The sequence below is a fragment of the Cribrihabitans neustonicus genome, assembly GCF_048820895.1.
Taxonomy (GTDB): domain Bacteria; phylum Pseudomonadota; class Alphaproteobacteria; order Rhodobacterales; family Rhodobacteraceae; genus Cribrihabitans_A; species Cribrihabitans_A neustonicus.
Genome location: NZ_JBMERQ010000001.1, coordinates 430,202 through 451,266, shown reverse-complemented (window position 1 = coordinate 451,266; position 21,065 = coordinate 430,202). Strand labels below are relative to the sequence as shown.

The window sequence follows — 21,065 nt, the reverse complement described above, 5'->3', positions numbered from 1 at the left end:
CTCTTGGCCCGGCCTGCGGGTTTTGCTAGGCGCTGCACGATCAATCCGGAGCCAGACCACATGCAGCGCGACCCCATTCTTGTTGTTGACCGCGAGACCGGCGAAACCTTCGAGGAAGCCGTGCTCGGCGAGAAATGGATCCGCTGGGCCTACCAGTCCGCCAGTGCCCGGCCGGTGGAAAAGCTGCTGTTCCGCTCCGCGCTGGTCAGCCGCCTGATGGGGGCCTGGTTCGACTCCCCGCTGTCCAAGGGCAAGATTGCAAAGGTGGTCGCGGAGCTGGGCATCGACATGGACGAAGCCGCCGCGCCGCAGGACAGCTACAAGAGCTTCAACGAGTTCTTCATCCGCCACCTGAAGCCCGAGGTGCGCCCCTACAGCGATGATCCGAAAGACATCGTCTCCCCCGCCGACGGCCGGGTGCTGGTGTTCCCCCAGCTGGACGGGGACACCTTCGTGCCGGTGAAGGGCCATCCGATGTCGGTACGCAGCATGCTGCCGGGGATCGCGGAGCGCTTTCTTGGCGGCGCGCTGGCCATCGTGCGGCTGTGCCCGGCGGATTACCACCGCTACCACTTCCCCGCCGCGGGCCGGATCACGGCCATTCAGGACATCGGCGGCGCGCTGCACTCGGTGAACCCGATCGCGCTGGGAGCCGGGCCGGACGTCTTTGGCGAGAACAAGCGCAGCTGGACCCTGGTGGAGACCGGGACCTGCGGCACTTACGCCTTTGTCGAGGTCGGCGCCTTCGGGGTTGGCAGCATCGTCAACACCAGGACCGAAGGCGCGGTCGCGAAGATGGAGGAGAAGGGCTTCTTCAAGTTCGGCGGCTCCACCGTGGTGGTGGTCTTCGAGCCGGGCCGCATCCGCTTTGCAGACGACCTCGTGGCAAACAGCGCCAAGGGCCGCGAAACCCTGGTGAAGCTGGGCCAGCCGCTTGCCCGGGCGCTCTGATACCCGCGCGCCTGCCCTACCGCTTGGGCGGGATTGAATAGGTCATCGAGGCCCGCGCCACCGGCGCCTCATGCCCTTCGGAATACATCAGCACATCGGCGACGGCGAGCACCCGGCCCAGCTTCAAGAGACGGGCTTCGGCAATCACATCGGTCCCCGCCACCGGCTTGCGCATGAAATCGAGCGAACAGTTCGTAGTCACCGCCAGCGCCTCCGGCCCCAGCCGCGACAGAATCAGCGCGTAGACCGCGCAATCCGCCAGTGCAAACATCGACGGCCCCGACACCGTGCCGCCCGGGCGCAAATGCCGCTCCGCAGTCAGCAGCCGCATCCTGAGGCCGCTTTCGTCCAGCGCGTCGATGGCAAAATCCTCCGCCACCTGCGGAAATATCTCCTTGAGGTAGGCGCCCAGCCCCTCCCGGTCGAATGCAAGTGCCATGCTTTTCCTTTCTGCGGCCTGCGCATAGAGTTGCCCCAAGCTTCGGGAGGAGAGCAAGATGACAATTCTGCAACGTCACGACACCGGCGCCATTGCCCGGCTGACTATGAATGCGCCCGAGCGGCTGAACGCGCTCTCGGACGAAATGCTGGCCGCGCTGCAGGAACAGATCCACGCGCTGAGTGAAGACAGCACGATCAAGGCCGTGGTGCTTTCCGGCGCGGGCAAGGGCTTCTGCGCGGGCCACGACATCAAGCAGATGACCGCAGGCCGCGCGAATGAGGACGGAGGCAAGGCCTATTTCCAGGACCTGTTCGCCCGCTGCACAGCCGTAATGACAGGCCTGCAGAAGCTGCCGCAGCCGGTAATCGCCCAGGTCCACGGCATCGCCACCGCCGCTGGCTGCCAGCTTGTCGCCTCCTGCGACCTCGCCGTCGCGGCCGAGGGCACGAAATTCGGCGTCAATGGCGTCAACATCGGCCTGTTCTGCTCCACGCCGATGGTAGCGCTCTCGCGCAATATCCCGCGCAAGCAGGCGTTTGAGCTGCTCACCACCGGCGAGTTCATCAGCGCCGCCCGCGCCGCCGAGCTGGGCCTGGTGAACCGCGCCGTGCCTGCCGAAGACTTGGAGGCAGAGACCACACGCATGGCCGAAACCATCGCCGCCAAGCTGGGCGCCGCGGTGAAGGTGGGCAAGCAGGCCTTCTACGAGCAGCTGCAGCTGCCGCTGGATGAGGCCTATGCCTACACCAGCGATGTGATCGTGGAGAACCTGCTCTACCGCGACACCATAGAGGGCATGGCCGCCTTCCTGGAGAAGCGCACACCCAAGTGGCAGGACGGCTAAAGCCGGAACGGATAGACGCATCGCCGCCGCGTGGGGGCGCGCCGGCGATGCGCGGCGGGCTTCGCCCTTGTCCCGCGCTGGGACATCCCAATCGCCCTCCGGACACTCGTTAGAATTTCTGGAAAATTTTAGCCTTTGTTTACCTTTCGCCATTTATTGTTTCCATACGGCGCCTTTCGATAAAGGCGCAAAGATGGCAAAGATTGGGCAAGGCCCGCCTCTCACCGCGGCCTGCGCAATTTGGGCCGCTGCTTGCGAAGGTCCCTCCAACGCCGGTTCTCTCTCACCGGTGCGGCATTCCGCAAGCGGCGGCCCCAAATCCCCCGGCCCGAAGAATGGCGTGATACGGCAGACCACTGTCTTGCGTCGCGCGGTTTCCGCAACCTTCCCGCACGCCCCTCCCTCCCGCCGCATATTGCACCGCGCCCGCCCCTGCCCTATGTGCAGCGCATGACACAGACATTGCATATCGTCGGCGGCGGCATGGCCGGATCCGAAGCCGCCTGGCAGGCGGCCAACATGGGCGTCAAGGTGGTCATCCACGAGATGCGCCCCAAGGTGGAAACCTTCGCCCACCAGACCGGCAACCTGGGCGAAATGGTCTGCTCCAACTCCTTCCGCTCGGACGATGACGAGCAGAACGCGGTGGGCCTGCTGCACTGGGAAATGCGCCAGGCAGGCGGCCTGATTATGGCCACCGCCGATGAGCACCGCCTGCCCGCAGGCGGCGCGCTCGCCGTCGACCGCGAGCCTTTTGCCGAAACCGTGACCGCAAAGCTCAAGGCGCACCCCAATGTCGAGGTCTCCTACGAGGAGATCACCAGCCTGCCGAATGACGGCCACTGGATCTTTGCCACCGGCCCGCTGACCTCGCCGGAACTGGGCCGCGCGATCCAGGCCGAAACCGGCGCCGAGTCGCTCGCCTTCTTCGACGCGATCGCGCCAATCGTCTATGCCGAGTCGATCGACATGTCGCAGGCCTGGATGCAGTCGCGCTACGACAAGGGCGAGACCGAGGAAGAGCGCACCGCCTACCTCAACTGCCCGATGACGAAGGACCAGTATGAGGCCTTCATCGACGCGCTGCTCGCCGCCGACAAGACCGAGTTCCACGAGGGCGAAACCGCCGGCTATTTCGACGGCTGCCTGCCAATCGAGGTAATGGCCGAACGCGGCCGCGAGACCCTGCGCCACGGGCCGATGAAGCCGGTGGGCCTCACCAACCCGCACAAGCCGGATGAGAAAGCCCACGCCGTCGTCCAGCTGCGCCGCGACAACGCGCTGGGGACGCTGTTCAACATCGTGGGCTTCCAGACCAAGATGAAATACGGCGCTCAGACCGAGGTGTTCCGGATGATCCCGGGGCTGGAAAATGCGAGCTTCGCCCGCCTCGGCGGCATCCACCGCAATACGTTCATCAACTCGCCCACTCTGCTGGATGCGCAGATGCGGCTGAAGTCGAAACCCCACATCCGCTTTGCCGGCCAGATCACCGGCGTCGAAGGCTACGTGGAAAGCGCCGCCATGGGCCTGCTCGCAGGCCGCCTCGCTGCGGCGGAGATTCTCGGCCAGGAGCTGCCAGAGGTACCGCAGGACAGCGCCATGGGCGCGCTCATTCACCACATTACCGGCGGCGCCGAGGCCAGGACCTTCCAGCCGATGAACGTGAACTTCGGCCTGTTCCGCCCGGTCGAGGGCCTGAAGGGCGGCCGCCGCGGCCGCAAGGACCGCTACAAGGCCTACACCGACCGTGCCAAGGAGGCCTGGACCGGCTGGCTCTCCAAGTTTTGATGGACGCCCCCCCGGCACCCCGGTTAACATGCGGGTATGGGAGACAAATTTCTCGACCGCATCTTCGGGGCAAAGGACCCCGGCACCATCCGCGAGCTCTACGAGAGCTGGGCTTCCTCATATGAGGACGAGATCGGGGAAAGCGGCTATGCCACCCCTGCCCGCATCGCCGCCGCCCTTTGGAAGTATCTGCCCGATCCGGAGGCACCTGTGCTCGACTACGGCTGCGGCACCGGGCTGGCGGGGCTGGCCCTGCGCGCCGCGGGCTATCGGGTGATCGACGGGCTCGACCCCTCGCCAAAAATGCTGGACCGCGCCCGGGACAAGGGCATCTACCGCAAGCTCGATCTGCTCGATCTCAACGACAAGGCCCCGGTGAAGCCCGGCAGCTACCGCGCCATCGTCGGCTGCGGCGTGCTCGGCACCGGCGCCGCGCCGCCCGCGACCTTCGACGTGATCATGCACGCACTCGGCCGCAAGGGCCTGTTTGCCTTCTCCTACAATGATCACGCGCTCGAGGACCGCGCCTACACCGGCAAGCTCAACGACTGGCTCGATTGCTCCGCCGCGCGGCTGCTGTTCCGCGCACACGGCGACCACCTGCCCGGAATTAACCTGAAGTCCACCGTCTACGTGATTGAGAAAGCGTGACATTCACCACCCGTTTCGCGCCATCTCCAACCGGACCGCTGCATCTGGGGCATGCTTATTCCGCGCTGCTTGCGCAGGACATGGCCGCCCAGGCGGGCGGCCGGTTCCTCTTGCGCATCGAAGATATCGACCAGTCCCGCGCGCGGCCGGAATGGGAGACGCAGATCTACGAGGACCTCGCCTGGCTCGGCCTTTCCTGGCCGAAACCGGTGATGCGCCAGTCAGACCGCCTGCCGCGCTACCGCGCCGCGCTGGGCCAGCTGACGGAGATGGGCCTCACCTACCCCTGCCGCTGCAACCGCACAGATATCGAAGCAGCGGCCGGCGCCCCGCAGGAGGGCGTGCCTCAATTCGGCCCCGACGGCCGCATCTACCCCGGGACCTGCCGCAGCCGCCCCATGGCAAATGCCACGGAGCGCGACGTCATCCGCCTCGACATGGCAAAGGCAGTGAAAACCGCCAGGCTGCGCAGCTTCACCGAGACCGGCAGCGCCTATGCCGGCGAACACGCGCCGGACCCCGCCCAGCTCATCGAAACCGTCGGAGACATCATCCTCGTGCGCCGCAACATGGGCAGCTCCTACCACCTCTCGGTGGTGGTGGATGACGCCGACCAGGGCATCACCCATGTGGTGCGCGGCGCCGACCTGTTCGTGGCAACGCAGATACACGTGCTGCTGCAAGCGCTGCTGAAGCTGCCCGCGCCCGTCTACCACCACCACCGGCTGATCCGGGACGAGACCGGCAAGCGCCTCGCCAAACGCGACGACGCCCGCGCCATCGCCAAATACCGCGCCGAGGGCGCCACCCCGCAGGATATCCGTCAAAGCCTCGACCTGCCGCTTGCGCCGAGCTGAACCGCCGGCTCCCCGGCCGCTCCCCGCCGCCACTTTCTGACCAATAATACCCCCGCCGGAGGCACGGCCCGCCAGGGCCGTCTCCTTGCGCAAAGAATCAGGCCATCGGCTGCATCAGCTCGATCTCTTCCCCGTCGCGCACCGAGGTGTAAAAACAGCTGCGCCGGTTGGTGTGGCAGGCGGGCCCAGACTGGCGCACCACCGCGAGCAGGCAGTCGCGGTCGCAATCCACCCGCAGGTCCACCAGTTCCTGCACATGGCCCGAGCTCTCGCCCTTCACCCAGAACGCCTGGCGCGAGCGCGACCAATAGGTGACGCGGCCGCTCGCCAGCGTGCGCGCCACCGCATCGGCGTTCATCCAGGCCATCATCAGCACCTCGCCCGAGGCCTCGTCCTGGGCGATACAGGGGATGAGGCCGGCCGCGTCAAATTTCAGGCTGGCGGGATCGAAGGACATGGCAAAAACCTTTTGCATCTGGAACTAGGCTCCCTATGTATGGGGAACCACGCAGCAGGGAAAGCCCGGGGGAGCCATGTCTGGCGAAACTGATCTCATCAAGCTCTATTCCACCCGCATCCTTGCGCTGGCGGCCGACATTCCGCATCAGAACCGGCTTTCCGATCCCGACGCCACGGTGAAGAAACGCTCGCCGCTCTGCGGCTCCACCGTGACCGTTGATGTATCCGTGGAAGACGGGCGCATCGCGGAGTTTGGACAGGACGTGAAGGCCTGCGCTCTGGGCCAGGCCTCCGCCGCGGTGGTCGGTGCCAATGTGATCGGCCGCACACTGGCAGAGGTCGAGACCGCGCGCGATGAGCTGAAGGCAATGCTGACGCAGGGCGGCCCGGCGCCGCAGGCGCCTTTCGAAGGGCTCGAGGTGCTGCAGCCCGCGGCGGACTTCAAGAACCGCCACGCCTCGATCATGCTGGCGCTGGAAGCAACGCTGGAAGCGATGCAGGCCGCAGCCAAGGCAAAATGCGCCTGAACCTACCGCTCTAGAAAGCCCTTCGAACTGCACCCGCGCGGAACAAGGCCGCAGGCCGCCGCGCATCGTCGGCGCGCCCCTATGCGGCGGCGATTTGGCCAATGCTGGGCGGTCCCTTAGTGAGTTCTACGGACTTGGCGGACATAAACTGCCAGCAGCATCCCTTCCGGATCGCTTCCGCACGCGCCGCCGATGCGCGGCTCTACGCTTCGCCGCCAGCGCCTCTTGCTGCGTCTCGCACGGCAGTACGCCTTGCAGAAAAAACCGCCGCGCATCCGGGCAGGGATGGCGGCGGCAGTCATGCGCCTGGCGTGCGGGACCCGGACCGGCTGCTTGGATCTTGGGTCAATCCAAAGCGGGATCGGGACAGGCGGATGATCCCTTGAGGCATTCCGGGACAGGAAGAAACCGGCCCGGCACGCCAGAGCGCAATTCGGAAAACTTCGGGGTTCAGAACAACCCGGGCAGATGCAGGGCCGCCACCAGCATCACCATCAGCGCTGCGGCGCCAACGGCGTCCTCCAGCAGGGTCGCTTCGGCATTTTGAAGGGCGGTCTTAATCTGCATCATCATGGCTCGGGCCTCCAGTCTGTCAGGGTGTGTGCTCTTTGGCTGTTTTGTTGCCCCTTTGTTCTCACTTTACGCCCCGCCTGTAAAGAACTTTTTGAGAACATTTGCGAACACGGATGAGAACACGGGGCCGGACCGGGACCGAACCACCGCTACCCTACTGAAATCAAACGAATTGCCCGGTCCTGCTTCATCAGCCACAGCAGCACCCGCGCCGACTTGCCGCGCGCGCTTTCCAGCGCCGGATCCGCCGCAAGCAAGGCCCGCGCGTCGCTCTGCGCCGTAGCCATCAGCCCGGCCTGGCGCTCCAAATCGGCAATCTGGAACCGCGGGAGCCCTGATTGCGCGGTGCCGATCATGTCGCCCGCCCCGCGCATCTGCAAATCGGTCTCGGAAATCCGGAAACCGTCCTCGGTTTCGCGCAAAACCTCCAGCCGCTTGCGCCCGCCCTCGGTGAGCGGCGGCTGATACATCAGAAGGCAGGTGGAGTCGGCGCTGCCGCGCCCGACCCGGCCCCGGAGCTGGTGCAGCTGCGCGAGCCCGAAGATCTCTGCCCGCTCGATCACCATGATCGAGGCATTGGGCACGTTCACCCCCACCTCGATAACCGTGGTCGCCACCAGCACCTTGGTCTCGCCCGCCTGGAAGGCGGCCATCGCGGCATCCTTCTCGGCGGGCGGCATCTGGCCGTGCACCAGCCCCACCGTGCCCTCGCCCAAGGCCGCACGCAGATGCTTGAAGCGCTCACCCGCAGCGGTGAGGTCCATGACCTCGGATTCCTCGACCAGCGGGCAGACCCAGTAACACTGCCGCCCCTCGGTAATGGCCTTGCGCAGGTGCTCCACCACCTCCTGCACCCGCTCGGTGCTGACCACGGCGGTCTTTACCGGCTTTCGCCCCGGCGGCTTTTCATCCAGCACCGAGACGTCCATGTCGCCATATTGTGCCAGCGCCAGCGAGCGTGGGATCGGCGTTGCGGTCATCACCAGAACATCCGCGCCCTTGCCCTTCTCCGCCAGTTCCATGCGCTGGCGCACGCCGAAGCGGTGCTGTTCGTCCACGATCGCCAGCCGCAGGTCGCGGAAAGCCACATCCTGCTGGAACACCGCATGGGTGCCGACCAGCACCTGGATGTCGCCGCGTTCCAGCGCCGCGAGCTTCGCCTTGCGCTCAGCACCCTTGTCGCGGCCCGTGAGCAGCTCCAGCACCACGCCCGCATCCTCGGCCAAAGGCCTCAGCCCTTCCAGGTGCTGCCGCGCGAGGATCTCGGTCGGGGCCATCATCACCCCCTGCCCGCCTGCTTCAACGGCAACCAGCAAGGCCATGAAAGCAACCAGGGTTTTCCCCGCGCCCACGTCGCCCTGCAAGAGCCGGTTCATGCGCTTGGGGGCGGCCATGTCGGCGCTGATCTCCTCGATCGCGCGGGCCTGGGCATTGGTCGGCCGGTACGGCAGCGCTTCCAGCACCCGCGCCTGCAGCTGGCCGGTGGCACGGCTCTGGATGCCTCGGCTCTTGCGCTCGGTCTGCCGCGCCAGCGCCAGGGTGAGCTGATGGGCAAACAGCTCGTCATAGGCCAGCCGCGCCCGCGCCGGAGTCTCCGCCGCCAGATCCTCCGCGCCCTGAGGGTGATGCGCGGCCTGGATCGCCTCATGCCAGCGCGGCCAGCCTTCCCGCGCGGTGAGCGCCGGGTCGTTCCACTCCGGCAGCTCCGGCACCCGTGCCAGCGCGCCCTGGGCGGCCTTGTACATCGTCTTCTGCGTGACGCCGCTGGTCAGCCTGTAGACCGGCTCGAACGGCGGAATGTCATCGGCCTCGGCCAACGGCAGCATGTGGTCGGGATGCACCATCTGCGCGATCCCGTCGAACAGTTCCACCTTGCCCGAGACCACGCGGCGCGACCCTTCCGGCAGCTGCGCCTCAAGATAGCGGCTGCGGCCGTGGAAGAAGACCAGCTGGAACGCCTCCTCCGCGTCCTCCACTTGGATGCGGTAGGCACCGCCGCGGCTGCGCGCAGGCCGGTGGCGTCCGATGGTGACCTCAACCGTCAAAACGCCGGGCAGCTCCGCGCCCCGGATTGTCCCGCGCCGCCGCCTGTCCACAACGGAATAAGGCAGGGAAAACAACAGGTCACGCGGGGTTTCTATATCCAGTTGCGCGAGGTTGGGCACGGTCTTGGGGCCGATCCCCGGCAGGGTCTCGGCCCCGGCAAACAGCGGAAACAGGATTTCCGGACGGCCGCTCATGACGCGCTGATCAACTCCAGCCATTCGTCCTCGTCGAGGGTACGGATACCAAGCTCCGCCGCCTTCGCCGCCTTGGAACCCGCGCCCGGCCCGGCCACCAGGATATCGGTCTTCTTGGAGACCGAGCCGGAGACCTTGGCCCCCAGCGATTCCGCGCGCGCCTTGGCCTCGGCGCGGGTCATTTTCTCCAATGTGCCGGTGAAGACCACGGTGAGACCCGCCACCGGGCTGCCCTCGGCAGGAGCATCCGGCGGCACGATCTCCTCCAGCCGCTCGACCAGCCGGTCGAAGGCCGCGCGTTCCTCCGGGTTGGCAAAGGCATCCGAAAGCGACAGCCCCAGCACCGCACCAATGCCATCGACGCCGATCAGATCGGCCCAGGCGGCGGCCGCCTCCGCCGGCACCTTGCAGGCGGCGACGGCGGCTGCCCGGGTGTCGGTGATCCGGGCGCGGCGGCCCTCATCGGCAGCGGCCTTGCGCTCCTGCTCCTCTGCCTCATCTGCGGCGCGGTGCGCCAGTGCGGCCGGGCGGGCCCGGTCCATCGCCTCGGCCAGCGCCTCCCACGAGCGGTAATGAAGCGCCAGATCGCGTGCGCCGACCTCGCCCACGTGGCGGATGCCAAGCGCGAAGATCAGCCGCGCAAACTCAATCCGCCGCTTTTCCGCGATGGCGGCAAACAGGCTCGAGGCAGATTTCTCCCCCCAGCCTTCGCGGTTCTTGAGCTGCTGAATGCCAGAGCCGTAATTGCGTGCCAAATCAAAGATATCCGCTGGCTCCTTGATCCAGCCGTCTTGGTGAAACTGCTCCACCTGCTTGGCGCCAAGCCCTTCGATGTCAAAAGCCGCGCGGGAAACGAAATGCTTCAGTTTCTCCACCGCTTGTGCCGGGCAGATCATCCCGCCGGAGCAGCGCCGCACCGCGTCGCCTTCTTCCCGCACCGCGGGGCTGCCGCACTCCGGGCAGGTCTCCGGGAAGTCATACGGCGTGGCACCTTCGGGGCGCTGCGAGAGGTCGACATCGGCCACCTTCGGGATCACGTCGCCCGCGCGGTAGATCTGCACCCAGTCGCCGATGCGGATATCCTTGCCGCCGCGGATCTCCGCGCCCTTGGAGTCGCGGCCCGCAATATAGTCTTCGTTGTGCAGCGTCGCATTGGAGACCACGACGCCGCCCACCGTCACCGGTGTTAGCCGCGCCACCGGAGAGAGCGCGCCGGTGCGGCCCACCTGGATGTCGATCGCCTCCAGCCGGGTCCAGGCCAACTCCGCCGGGAACTTGTGCGCAATCGCCCAGCGGGGCGTGGTGGAGCGGAAGCCGAGCCGTTCCTGCAACCCCAGATCGTTCACCTTGTAGACCACGCCGTCAATGTCATAGCCAAGCGTCGCGCGCTGCGACTCGATGCTGCGGTAATGGCGGATCATGTCCTCTACAGAGGTACAGAGTTCAGTGAGCGGGTTGGTCTCGAACCCCAGCTCCCGCAGCCGTGCAATGGCCGACATTTGCGTGCCGGCAAGTGGCGCGCTCAATTCTCCCCAGCTGTAGGCAAAAAAGTGCAAAGGGCGGGATCGGGTGATTTCGGCGTCCAACTGCCGCAGCGAGCCGGCTGCGGCATTGCGAGGATTGGCGAAGGTCTTGCCGCCGCGCTCTGCTTGGCGCGCATTCAGCGCCTCGAAATCGGCATGGCTCATGTAGACCTCGCCGCGTACCTCCAGGACTTCCGGCGCACCATCAAGCCTCTGCGGAATGCTCGCGATGGTGCGGGCGTTGGCGGTGACATTCTCGCCCGTGCTGCCATCGCCGCGTGTCGCGGCCTGCACCAGCCTGCCCCGCTCATAGCGCAGGGAGAGCGACAGCCCGTCGATTTTGGGCTCAGCAGTGTAGTCAAGCGGAGCGCTCGCCTCCAGGCCAAGGTATTTACGGATGCTGCGGTCGAAATCGGCGACATCCGCGTCCTCGAAAGCATTGCCGAGCGACATCATCCGCACCGCGTGGGGGACTTTGCCGAAGCCCGCCGCCACCGGTGCGCCGACACTGTCCAGCTGGCTGGCGATGGCACGCAGTTCGGGATGCGCCTCGGCCAGCGCCTGGTAGCGCCGCTTCAGCGAATCATACTCGGCGTCGCTTATTTCCGGGCTGTCGTCGCGGTGATAGGCGGTATCCGCCGCGCGCAGCCGCTTCTCGAGGTCCAGAAATTCGGCGCGCAGCGCCGCGTTCGCGCCGCCCCCGGCGCTGTTGTCCGATGTTTCTGCCACCCGCGGCCCCCTTTCGTTCCTGGCACGGTGATAAGCCGCCGCGTCCGGCGCGTCCAGCGGCGGAGAAACGAAAAAGACCCGCGCAAGCGGGTCTTTGCAGCGGGCGCAACCCGCAGTCCTATCGTTCCAGCGTGCCTGGCAGCCGCACCCGGGACGCGGGGCGCCATAGCCCCGCTGTTCTGGTGGCGAAGAGGGCGCGGGTCAGGCGCCGACGGCGAGCCGCTGGCCGTCCGGCAGCTGATCTTCCTGCGGGTCGCGCAGCACATAGCCACGGCCCCAAACGGTTTCGATGTAATTCTCGCCGTTTGTCGCGGTGCTGAGCTTCTTGCGCAACTTGCAGATGAAAACGTCGATAATCTTCAGTTCGGGCTCGTCCATGCCGCCGTAGAGGTGGTTGAGGAACATCTCCTTGGTCAGCGTGGTGCCCTTGCGCAGAGACAGGAGCTCCAGCATCTGATATTCCTTACCGGTCAGATGCACCGCCTTGCCCTCGGCTTCCACCGTTTTGGCGTCAAGGTTGACCGCAATCTTGCCGGTCTTGATGATCGACTGCGAATGCCCTTTGGAGCGGCGGATGATCGCGTGGATGCGCGCCACCAGTTCCTCCCGGTGGAAGGGTTTGGTCAGGTAATCGTCGGCCCCGAAGCCGAAGCCCTTGATCTTGTTGTCGGTATCATCAGCACCGGACAGGATCAGAATCGGCGTCTCGATCCGCGACATGCGCAGCTGGCGCAGCACTTCATGGCCGTTCATATCCGGCAGCCCCAGATCCAGGAGGATCAGGTCGTAGTCGTAAAGCTTGGCCAGATCGATCCCTTCCTCCCCCAGGTCCGTGGTGTAGACGTTCAGGTTGGCATGGGTCAGCATCAGCTCGATGCTTTTCGCCGTGGTGGGATCATCCTCAACCAGAAGAATGCGCATAATTATTGTCTCCGCCTGTACACTGTTTCCCTCAGGTCCTGTTAACCCTGCTGGAAAAAAGTTAATGGCCCGTTACCATAATGGTTAATTCGCATATTCAACTCAGGGTCGTCACCGTTAAAAGCACTATGGCTGCCGGAATTCCTTGAGACGTGTTGTTTTCAGCGCTTCCTCGCCGTGGTCGGCAACCGCGGATACCCAGCTGCGGAACTCCTCCTCGCTCAGGCTGTAGCGGCGCAGCGCCTCGGTCTGCGGGATCAGCCCGTAGAGCACCCCGCGCACCACGGCCGCCTTGCGCGAGGCGACCCAGCGCTTCGTGGTTTCCGGCGGCAGATCGGCGCGTGTCATGATCGAGCCATCGGGCAGCGTGACCGCCCGGGGGCCGTCAACTTTCTTCAAGAACATAGTGTCATCCTTTTACGGATCGTCTTCTTTTCGTTTGCCCCCACAGGTTTCGCCGATCTGGCTTAACGGCGCGTGAACCACGCCCCTTGAGAGTTCTTAGGATTTTCCTATATTCTGCGGCGCCTGCCCCCCTGCCTTAGGAGCTGCCAAATGGCGCTGGACCAAGACACCGCACTCAACTCGCTCGGCTTTGCCAAACCGCCCTCGGAGACCCGGGTGGTGGTCGCCATGTCCGGCGGCGTCGACAGCTCGGTGGTGGCCGCGCATCTGGCCGAGGAAGGCTATGACGTGGTGGGGGTGACGCTGCAGCTCTACGATCACGGCGCGGCGCTCGCCAAGAAGGGCGCCTGCTGCGCGGGCATCGACATTCACGACGCCCGTCGCGTCGCGGAAGAGCGCGGTTTCCCGCACTACGTGCTGGACTATGAAAACATCTTCAAGGATGCGGTAATCGACGAATTTGCCGACAGTTACCTCGGCGGCGCCACGCCGGTGCCCTGCATCCGCTGCAACGAACGGGTGAAGTTCAAGGACCTGCTGGAGACCGCCAAGGATCTCGAGGCAGACTGCATGGCAACCGGCCACTACATCCAGCGCAAGATGGGTCCCGATGGCCCCGAGCTGCACTCGGCCGAGGATGCGAATCGCGATCAGAGCTATTTCCTGTTCTCCACCACGCCGGAGCAGCTCGACTACCTGCGCTTCCCGCTGGGTCATCTGCCCTCCAAGGCCGCCACCCGTGAACTGGCCGCGCAATACGGGCTGGCGGTGGCGGACAAGCCGGACAGCCAGGACATCTGCTTCGTGCCCGACGGCAACTATGCCTCCGTAATCGAGAAGCTGCGACCGGGTGCTGCGGAGCCGGGCAAGATCGTGCATGCCGACGGCCGGGTGCTGGGCACGCATGAAGGCGTGATCCACTACACCATCGGCCAGCGCCGCGGCCTCGGCATCGGCGGGCTGAACGAACCGCTCTACGTGGTGAAGCTCGATGTCGACACCAAGCAGGTGGTGGTTGGCCCCAAGGAGATGCTGGCTACCCGCAAGATTCCGGTGCGTGAGATCAACTGGCTCGGCGATGCGCCCTTCACCAGCCGCGAGGAATGGCACCTGAAGGTCAAGGTCCGCTCCACCCGCCCCCCGCGCGAGGCGATCATCCGGCCGCTGTCGGAGACCGAGGCCGAGGTGGAGCTCTTGACCCCGGAAGAGGGCGTCTCCCCCGGCCAGGCCTGCGTATTTTACGCAAACGAGGGCAGCCGCATCTTCGGCGGCGGCTGGATCTGGCGCGGATACTGAGGCAGCCCCCGACAGCTCGAATGCCGCTTAGGGCGGCGATCCTCACCGATACGGAGATCGCCGCAGACGTCTTTGCGCCCCCAATGAATGCGGCTGCTTCCGCCGAATAGCCGCGCATCTCCGGCGCGCGCGGAGGCGATCCGAACGGGCCTGACTGGCAGTCTATCCCGGCCAGGCCCGTAGACCCTCTCGAGCGAGAGCCCAGCCTCAGCCAAATCGCCGCCGCGTGGGGGCGCGGCGTCCTAGCAGCCTTGCTCCGCGCTGAGCATCCCTTTCGAGATCCACTTGGTTTCAAGCGGCAGCCTGCCCGCCTGCGAAAAGCGGCCTTGTCTTCATTCAGGCGGCACCACGGCGCGGCCCGGCACCCGGAAGAATCAAACCGGCGCGCAAGGTCAGACCTGCCCCTGGGCGCGTCTCAGCCAAATCCTTCAATCCGAAAGATAAACGCAGGCTCAGCGCCCTGCTTTACTCCAGTTGTCCGGAAACCGGGTCGCTTATGCCCGTCAGCCGAGCCGCTCCAGCACCGCCCGCGCCGCGCGCAGACCGGGAGCTTCGCCACCCCGGCCCAGCCGCTCCATGGTAAGCGCCATAGCCGCTTTCTGCGCCCCGGGCGCCCGTGCCACCTCGCCGAGCTTGGCGGCGATGCGTTCCGGCGTGCAGGCGGGGCCGAGGCATTCCGGCACCACGCGGGTGTCGCTCACCAGGTTCACAAGTGTCACCGTGTCGATCAGCGCCATACGTTTCATGATCTGCCAGGTCAGCCACTGGAAGTCATAAGCGATCACCATCGGCGTCGCCGCTGCGGCCAGCTCCAGTGACACCGTGCCAGAGGCCGCCAGCGCCAGCTCCGCCCCGGCAAAAGTCGCGCGCTTGCGGGCCGCGGCAAGCTCCGGTGTCAGCGCGCGCGGGTCCAGCATGATCGGCTTGCCCGGCCAGAGGCCCAGGTGCTGCTGCACAAGGTCAGCCACCGGTTCCGCGGCGGGCACAACCACCTTGTAGTCCGGGTGCGCCTCCAGGAACGGCTTCACCGACTCGCCAAAAACCGGCGCCAGCCGCGCCACTTCCGAGCGGCGCGAGCCCGGCAGCACCAGCAAGTACGGCGCATCGGCAAGGCCGAAATCGGCGCGGAACCGGGCGATCTCCTGCGGCGTGGCCTGCGGCTCCGACACCACCGGGTGGCCGACAAAATCGCACTCCATCCCGGCGGCTTCCATATAGGGCGGCTCGAACGGCAGCAGCGCCAGCACGTGGTCAATGACCCCCGCCATCTTCGCCGCCCGGCCAGGCCGCCAGGCCCAGACCGAGGGCGCCACGTAGTGCACGGTGCGGATGGTGCTCGCAGCTTTCACCAGCTTCGCCACCCGCAGAGAGAAATCCGGACTGTCGATGGTAATGAGCACGTCCGGCTGCATCGCGAGCACCGCCTCGGCGGTCTCGCGGATACGGCGCTTGAGATGGCGGTATTTGGGCAGCACCTCGGCAAGCCCCATGACCGACAGCTCCTCCATCGGGAAGCGCGAGCTGAGCCCCTGCGCGGCCATCACCGGCCCGCCGATACCCTCAAAGGAGACACCGGGCTCCAATTCCTTGAGCCCCCGCATCAGAGCCCCGCCAAGCCGGTCGCCCGAAGGCTCGCCCGCGAGGATGAAGACCTTGAGGCTCATGCCTCACGCAGCCAGAGGAACAACCCCAGACGGTCGCAGGCTTCGATCACCGCCGCCTGATCCAGCACGATGACGCCGCCCGCCTCCAGCACGATGCCGGAGAGCCCGGCCCTGGCCGCCGCTTCTACCGTCGCAGCACCGATGGCGGGAAGATCGGCGCGGCGGTCCTGGCCTGGTTTGGGCGCCTTAAACATGAGCCCGCCCTGCCCGTCCGGCCGCTGGGAGAGCACCGCGAGCATCCAGTCGGTGCCGAAGATGTTCTCGACCGCAATCGCCTGGCGGCCGCGCACGGCGCAGGACTGGCCGATGTCGGCGGCACTCATCGCAGCGACGATCTCCGCCCCGCGTTCCGCATCCGCCTTGTCCAGCTCACCCGGCTGCACGCGGGTCGGCACGCCTGCGGCCATCAGCAGGTCCGGCGCCACCTCATGCGCGGCGCGCACGGCAAAGCCTGCCTGTTCGAAGATCCCGATGACTGCCCGCAGTGCGCCGTCATCGCCGGAAGCCAACGCGCCTTGCAGCGCAGGCACCAGCGGCAGGGTGGCCGCATCGATTGCGGCAGGGTCGATATTCGGCCGGCGCACCGCGCCCGCCATACAGATCTCGGTGACTTCCGCCGCCTTCAGCCGCTCAAGAAAGCTGCCGAGCTGCTCGAGCCGGAAGACAATCTCCGGGTCCACCGAGTCCGGAAGCGACCCTTCCATCGCGCAGACCAGCGGCCGCCCCGGGGCGCGGGCGGCGACTTCGGCAGGCAGCTGCCCGGAACCCGCGATCACAGCCAGCATGGCTCAGCCCCCCGGGGTCAGGAAGGAACGGTCACTGCCGCCGGTGATGAAGGCAACGATTTCCTGCACGTAGTCGCTGTCGGTTTCGTCCCCCAGCCGCTTGGCGCGCTCCTGGAAAGTGCCTTCCCCCTGCGCCAGCATCTGAAAGGCCGCCCGCAGAGCGGTGATGTCGCTGCGGGCCACGCCGCGGCGTTTGAGCCCGACCAGGTTCAGACCGTCCAGCTCGCCGCGCGGCGCCTGCACGAGGCCATAGGGGATCACGTCGTTTGTCACCATGGTGACCGCGCCGATGATGGCGCCCTTGCCGATGCGCACCCACTGGTGAATGCCCGACAGACCGCCGATAATGACATCATCCTCAAGCACGCAGTGCCCGGCCACCGCGGCGGAGTTCACCACGATCACCCGGTCGCCGACCTGGGCGTCATGGGCGATATGGCAGCCCGCCATGAACAGCCCGTCATCGCCGATGCGGGTGATCCCGCCGCCGCCCTCGGTGCCCGCGTTCACGGTCACATGCTCGCGGATGCGGTTGCGCTTGCCAATCACCGTGCGGGCTTTCTCGCCCTTGAACTTCAGATCCTGCGGGATTTCGCCAAGGACCGCAAACGGGAAGACCACCGTCTCATCGCCGATCTCGGTATCGCCGGTGACAACGACATGGGATTTCAGAACCACCCGGTCCCCCAGTACCGCATCGGGGCCGACCACGCAGAACGGGCCGATCTCGCAGTCCTCGCCAATCCTGGCACCTTCTTCGATCACGGCGCTGGGGTGAATCCGGCTCATGCTCATGCGTCCTTCTGCACGTCCACCATGGCCGAGAACTCGGCCTCGGCCGCCACTTCGCCATCCACCGTGGCACGGCCGGAGAACTTGAAGATCTTGCCGCCCGGCTTGCCCCGCAGGGTCTCCACATGCATCTCCAGCACATCGCCCGGCACCACCTTGCGGCGGAATTTGCACTTGTCGATGTTCATGAAGTAGATCAGCAGATCGGTGTCGACGATATCCATGCCAACGCCCAGCATCACCCCCGCGGTCTGCGCCATCGCCTCGATGATGGTGACGCCCGGCATGATCGGCGTGCCCGGGAAGTGGCCCTGGAAATGCGGCTCGTTCATGGTCACGTTCTTGATGCCGCGCGCCGATTTGTAGCTGTCGATATCAACCACCTTGTCCACCAGCAGGAACGGGTAGCGGTGCGGCAGGATCCGCTGGATCAGTTGAATATCGGCGCTTTGCAGCTCGGTGGTCATGCGTGCTTTTCCCATGGATTGCGGAAAGGATTTCAGAAGTGTTGCGCCGTCCCTAGCAAGCGGCGGCGGTTTCGGCAAGCTGGCGGCGGATCCGGACAGTTGGCTGCACCTAGGGCGCGCGGCTGCGGGAGGTGCTGCCGTCGCCCAGCACCGCGTCGATGCGGGCAATGGCGAGACTGGTGATATCGGCGGAATCGGCACTCAGGAACACCGAGGAATGCTCAAGGATTGCCCCCGCGCCGGTCTCCCGCATGATCTCCTGCAGAACCGGCAGCGAGGCAGTCATGAACTCGCGCCGCGCGCTCTCGCCCATTTGGCTGATCTCGCGCAGTTTCTGATCCTGCGCGCGCCGCGTCTCCTGCACCTTCTCGTCGAAAGCATCGGCAAGCGCCCGGAAAGCTTCCGGCTCCATTTCTGCACGCCGCTCGGCCAGTTCCAGCTCCTCGGCGCGCAGCTCGGCCTCGATGCGGCGGTTTTCAGCGGTGAGAACCGCACCTTCCGCCTCGATTTCGCGCGCAACCCGCTTGCCATAGGCACTTTCGGAGAACAGCCGTTCGGGCTGGATGGTCAGGATGCCGCTCTGCGGTGTGCCAAGCCGGAAGCCCGCACCGCCGTTATAGCCTTGCAGAAAGCTGCCGCGGGGAGACGTGCCGGGAGCCGCCGCTCCGGGCTCCGATCCCGGCGTCTGGGCCAGCACCGGCGCCGCCGCGAGGCAGGCCAGCGCGGCCGCAAGCTTCAGCCCGCCGCCGCGCATCGCCTCAGAACTTCGCCTGCAGCGTGAGGTCGAAGTTCTGCTCTTCGTCAAAGCTCTCTTTCTTCAAAGCTTTGGAGAAGTTGAACCGCAGGGGGCCGATGCCCGTGGTCCACAGCAGCGACACGCCCACCACATGCCGGTAGGAGCCGTTGCGGCCCTCGATGTCCGCACCGGAGGTGTTCACGTCTTCCAGCCCCCAAAGGTTGCCGACATCGTAGAACAGACCGCCGCGCATGCCGATTTCCTCGGGCAGGCCAAGCGGGAATTCCGCGTCGAACCGCGCCACCGCATAGTAGTTGCCGCCCAGGAAGTCGTTGTAGTTGCCGCCGCCCGCCATCGCCGAGACATCGCGCGGACCAATGCCGCCCGGCTCGAAGCCGCGCATGATCGAGGGCGTCAGAACGTAGCGGTCGATCGAACGGCTGAAACCGTCGCTCTTCCACTGCAGGGCTCCGGATTCCAGCGTCGCCCGCAGGGTGACCTCCTCGTTCAGGACCGTGCGCTGCGCCACGATTTTGGAGCTGGTCTTCAGGTATTCATTGTCCCCGCCAAGACCCGCGTAGTCGGCGCCGATCTCGACCAGGAAGCCCGCATTCGGGTCCAGGCCGGTCAAGCGGGTATCATAGCGGTAGGCAACACCGATCGAACTGGTCGACCGCTCGCCCTGTGCGGTCTCGCTGCGCACCACCGGACCCAGGTCCAGCCCGCTCGGGTCGTCGTCGCGGCGCAGCATTTCGTCCTGCTTCCAGGTGTAGCCCAGCCGGACGCTCGAGTTTTCGCCGGTCTTGAAGGTCAGCGCCGGGCTGAAGAACGCCCGGCTGGTGTCATATTGCGAGAAGCTGGAGTCGGTTTCGGTCAGGCCGAGGTCCAGATCCAGGCGCAGCTCGCGGCCAAGCAGGAAGGGCTCGGTGAAGCCCAGCACATACTGCTCCGCCTCGGTCGCGGTCGAAACCGAGAACGACAGCCGCTGGCCGCGGCCCAGGAAGTTGTTCTCGGTCACGCCGACATTCAGCCCGAAACCGTCGGTCACCGAATAGGAGCCGCCGAGGTTGAGCGAGCCCGTGGGCTGCTCTTCGACGTCCACGTCGACCACCACCTGGCTGGGCGAGCTGCCCTCGCGCACGTCCACCTCAGCCTCGGCAAAGTACCCCAGCGCGCGGATGCGTTCGGCGCTGTTGCGGATCTCGCGCGGGTTGAAGGGGTCGCCCTCCACCACCCGGAACTGCTGCCGGATCACCCGGTCCAGCGTGGTGGTGTTGCCCTCGATGTCGATGCGCTCGACAAACACGCGCGGGCCGCGGGTCAGCACGAACTCCACGTCCAGCGTCAAGTCGCGGTCGTTGCGGGTTACGCGGGGCTCGACGCGCAGGAAGTCGATTTCCTTTTTGACCGCCAGCCCTTCCATCCGGTCGATCGAATTCTCCACCAGCGTCGGCGAATAGACCACACCGGGCTTGATCTTCAGCGCCCGGAAGAACTCGGCCGAACGCGCCTCGGGGATCTCGCTGGTGACCGAGATCTCGCCAAAGCGGAACTGCTGGCCTTCGGTCACATCCACCACGAGGAAGACCGCATCGCGGGCACGGGTCACTTCGGCGTTGGTGCTGTTGATGCGGAAATCAACATAGCCGCGCGACTGGTAGAAATCGCGCAGGACCTGACGGTCGAACTCCAGGCGGTCCTCGATCAGTGTATCGGCCCGGATGAAAGCGCGCAGGATGCCCGCCTGCTTGGTTTCCAGCACCCGGCGCAGCCGGCGGTCGGAAAAGACACGGTTACCAGTGAAGGAAACACGCTCAACCTCAATGGTGTCGCCTTCGGAAATCTCGAACACCAGATCGACTCGGTTGTTGCTGCGCCGGATGATGCGCGGCGTCACCCGCGAAGCCAGGCGGCCCTGCACGCTGTAGACATCGGCGATGGCCGCGGCGTCGCGCTCGGCCTGGGCCGGGTTGAAGACCCGGCGCGGGGCGGATTCCACCACCTCCTCCAGCGTCTCGTCCTTGATGCGGCGGTTGCCCTCATAGCTGATCTGGCTGATGGTCGGGAATTCGGTGACCTTGATGACCAGCGTGTTGCCGCGCGGCTCCAGCTCGACTGTCTCAAATACACCACTGTCAACGATGCGCTGGTAGGCGTCGTTGAGCTCGCCGGCGCTCACCGCCTCGCCGCGCCCGATGCCGGTATAGGCCACGACGGTCGAGGACTGGATGCGCTGGTTGCCTTCGACTTCCACCGCGGTGAAGCGGTAGGATTGCGCGCCGGCAGGCAGCGGTGCCAAGGCGTAACCCAAGGCAACGGCCAGAGAAATTGCCGACACTTTCCGGTACAAGATGTTGATGCCCGATTTCTTTTGCCCACAGGATTTACCTGCGACTTTCCCCCAAACCATTC

General features: G+C 65.8%; 20 protein-coding genes. 7 read left to right on the top strand and 13 right to left on the bottom strand.

The genetic code is table 11. From position 1 onward, the window contains the following. Nucleotides 1-60 precede the first annotated feature (60 nt). A complete protein-coding gene (gene asd / locus ACOHWE_RS02150; RefSeq protein WP_420663760.1) occupies nt 61-951 on the top strand; it encodes an archaetidylserine decarboxylase in 891 nt (296 codons plus the stop codon). 16 nt (nt 952-967) lie between these two features. On the opposite strand, the gene ACOHWE_RS02145 is transcribed toward asd, so the two are convergent. Then, entirely contained in the window at nt 968-1,390 is a 423-nt protein-coding gene (locus ACOHWE_RS02145) for a PaaI family thioesterase (protein WP_420663758.1), read from the bottom strand. Nucleotides 1,391-1,448: 58 nt separating this feature from the next. On the opposite strand from ACOHWE_RS02145, the gene ACOHWE_RS02140 reads away from it, so the two are divergent. The 4 genes from ACOHWE_RS02140 (at nt 1,449) to gluQRS (ending at nt 5,536) form a co-directional block, all read left to right on the top strand. Continuing rightward, the gene (locus ACOHWE_RS02140) at nt 1,449-2,237 is read left to right on the top strand and encodes an enoyl-CoA hydratase (RefSeq protein WP_420663756.1); all 789 of its coding nucleotides are present in this window, start codon (nt 1,449-1,451) and stop codon (nt 2,235-2,237) included. 450 nt (nt 2,238-2,687) lie between these two features. After that, on the top strand, nt 2,688-4,028 hold the full coding sequence (gene trmFO, locus ACOHWE_RS02135) for a methylenetetrahydrofolate--tRNA-(uracil(54)-C(5))-methyltransferase (FADH(2)-oxidizing) TrmFO (protein WP_420663754.1): 1,341 nt from the start codon (nt 2,688-2,690) through the stop codon (nt 4,026-4,028). A 36-nt stretch (nt 4,029-4,064) separates the two neighbouring features. After that, nucleotides 4,065-4,679 carry a class I SAM-dependent DNA methyltransferase gene (locus tag ACOHWE_RS02130; protein ID WP_420663753.1) on the top strand — a complete coding sequence of 205 codons (615 nt, stop codon included), beginning with the start codon at nt 4,065-4,067 and terminating at the stop codon, nt 4,677-4,679. Then, on the top strand, nt 4,676-5,536 hold the full coding sequence (gluQRS, locus tag ACOHWE_RS02125; protein ID WP_420663751.1) for a tRNA glutamyl-Q(34) synthetase GluQRS: 861 nt from the start codon (nt 4,676-4,678) through the stop codon (nt 5,534-5,536). Before ACOHWE_RS02130 ends, gluQRS begins: the two co-directional genes overlap by 4 nt. A gap of 97 nt (nt 5,537-5,633) precedes the next feature. On the opposite strand, the gene hisI is transcribed toward gluQRS, so the two are convergent. Continuing rightward, nucleotides 5,634-6,011, bottom strand: coding sequence for a phosphoribosyl-AMP cyclohydrolase (gene hisI / locus ACOHWE_RS02120; protein ID WP_420663749.1), 378 nt, complete (start codon nt 6,009-6,011; stop codon nt 5,634-5,636). Between the two features lie 58 nt (nt 6,012-6,069). Between hisI and ACOHWE_RS02115 the strand changes: the two genes are divergently transcribed. Next, nucleotides 6,070-6,522 (top strand): iron-sulfur cluster assembly scaffold protein, encoded by a 453-nt coding sequence (locus ACOHWE_RS02115; protein ID WP_420663747.1) that lies wholly within the window; start codon nt 6,070-6,072, stop codon nt 6,520-6,522. A gap of 450 nt (nt 6,523-6,972) precedes the next feature. On the opposite strand, the gene ACOHWE_RS02110 is transcribed toward ACOHWE_RS02115, so the two are convergent. The 5 genes from ACOHWE_RS02110 to sciP form a co-directional block, all read right to left on the bottom strand. Further along, entirely contained in the window at nt 6,973-7,095 is a 123-nt protein-coding gene (locus ACOHWE_RS02110) for a hypothetical protein (RefSeq protein WP_420663746.1), read from the bottom strand. Nucleotides 7,096-7,244: 149 nt separating this feature from the next. Beyond that, on the bottom strand, nt 7,245-9,335 hold the full coding sequence (recG, locus tag ACOHWE_RS02105) for an ATP-dependent DNA helicase RecG (RefSeq protein WP_420663744.1): 2,091 nt from the start codon (nt 9,333-9,335) through the stop codon (nt 7,245-7,247). After that, nucleotides 9,332-11,587 (bottom strand): NAD-dependent DNA ligase LigA, encoded by a 2,256-nt coding sequence (ligA, locus tag ACOHWE_RS02100; protein ID WP_420663743.1) that lies wholly within the window; start codon nt 11,585-11,587, stop codon nt 9,332-9,334. The genes recG and ligA overlap by 4 nt, the downstream gene beginning before the upstream one ends. A gap of 201 nt (nt 11,588-11,788) precedes the next feature. Next, nucleotides 11,789-12,508, bottom strand: coding sequence for a response regulator transcription factor CtrA (gene ctrA, locus ACOHWE_RS02095; protein WP_420663742.1), 720 nt, complete (start codon nt 12,506-12,508; stop codon nt 11,789-11,791). 126 nt (nt 12,509-12,634) lie between these two features. Next, nucleotides 12,635-12,913: a CtrA inhibitor SciP gene (gene sciP, locus ACOHWE_RS02090; protein ID WP_420663741.1), complete on the bottom strand. Its 279-nt coding sequence runs from the start codon at nt 12,911-12,913 to the stop codon at nt 12,635-12,637. 150 nt (nt 12,914-13,063) lie between these two features. Between sciP and mnmA the strand changes: the two genes are divergently transcribed. Next, on the top strand, nt 13,064-14,209 hold the full coding sequence (gene mnmA / locus ACOHWE_RS02085) for a tRNA 2-thiouridine(34) synthase MnmA (RefSeq protein ID WP_420663739.1): 1,146 nt from the start codon (nt 13,064-13,066) through the stop codon (nt 14,207-14,209). A gap of 503 nt (nt 14,210-14,712) precedes the next feature. On the opposite strand, the gene lpxB is transcribed toward mnmA, so the two are convergent. From lpxB to bamA, 6 genes are all read right to left on the bottom strand, one after another. Continuing rightward, entirely contained in the window at nt 14,713-15,873 is a 1,161-nt protein-coding gene (gene lpxB / locus ACOHWE_RS02080; RefSeq protein ID WP_420663737.1) for a lipid-A-disaccharide synthase, read from the bottom strand. Beyond that, nucleotides 15,870-16,658 carry an LpxI family protein gene (locus ACOHWE_RS02075; RefSeq protein WP_420663736.1) on the bottom strand — a complete coding sequence of 263 codons (789 nt, stop codon included), beginning with the start codon at nt 16,656-16,658 and terminating at the stop codon, nt 15,870-15,872. Before ACOHWE_RS02075 ends, lpxB begins: the two co-directional genes overlap by 4 nt. 3 nt (nt 16,659-16,661) lie before the next feature. Next, nucleotides 16,662-17,447 carry an acyl-ACP--UDP-N-acetylglucosamine O-acyltransferase gene (lpxA, locus tag ACOHWE_RS02070; protein ID WP_420663734.1) on the bottom strand — a complete coding sequence of 262 codons (786 nt, stop codon included), beginning with the start codon at nt 17,445-17,447 and terminating at the stop codon, nt 16,662-16,664. Nucleotides 17,448-17,449: 2 nt separating this feature from the next. Beyond that, nucleotides 17,450-17,917, bottom strand: a complete 468-nt coding sequence (gene fabZ / locus ACOHWE_RS02065) for a 3-hydroxyacyl-ACP dehydratase FabZ (RefSeq protein ID WP_420664661.1) — start codon at nt 17,915-17,917, stop codon at nt 17,450-17,452. 109 nt (nt 17,918-18,026) lie between these two features. Next, a complete protein-coding gene (locus tag ACOHWE_RS02060) occupies nt 18,027-18,671 on the bottom strand; it encodes an OmpH/Skp family outer membrane protein (protein WP_420664659.1) in 645 nt (214 codons plus the stop codon). Nucleotides 18,672-18,675: 4 nt separating this feature from the next. Further along, entirely contained in the window at nt 18,676-21,063 is a 2,388-nt protein-coding gene (gene bamA, locus ACOHWE_RS02055) for an outer membrane protein assembly factor BamA (protein ID WP_420663733.1), read from the bottom strand. Between the last annotated feature and the right edge of the window lie 2 nt (nt 21,064-21,065).